The organism is Adlercreutzia sp. DFI.6.23 (assembly GCF_024462535.1).
Classification (GTDB): Bacteria; Actinomycetota; Coriobacteriia; order Coriobacteriales; family Eggerthellaceae; genus Adlercreutzia; species Adlercreutzia rubneri.
On sequence record NZ_JANGBP010000549.1, the window covers coordinates 1 to 299 of the forward strand.

At 55.5% G+C, this 299-nt stretch carries 1 protein-coding gene; it reads left to right on the top strand.

The features are described from left to right. The coding region (locus tag NE591_RS14545) for a hypothetical protein (RefSeq protein WP_256157021.1) at positions 1-223 on the top strand (223 nt) is incomplete at its 5' end. Positions 224-299 lie beyond the last annotated feature (76 nt).

A 299-nucleotide genomic window follows, 5' to 3' on the forward strand; every position in this document is an offset into this window, starting at 1 on the left:
CAACGATGAGGGCGATTATCGAGAACAAGAGCGGCGATGGGTCGGCCATCATGCAGATGGCTTTCCCTGCGAACGCTCCCAGTGCAAGACCAATGCAATTGCTGGCTATACCCTGGGCGAGAAGCGGGCGAGCAGGTATTTGGACTCGCCGAATGATCTGACAGAGAAGCGTGAAGAACGTCAAGACAAAGTAATCGATGCCAATCCACGTGATCGTGCATGAGATGGCGGGCACCAGGAAACCAATGACGGGGAGGGCGAGGAAGCCCATGGCAAGTGAGGGCGTCACGATGAATTTG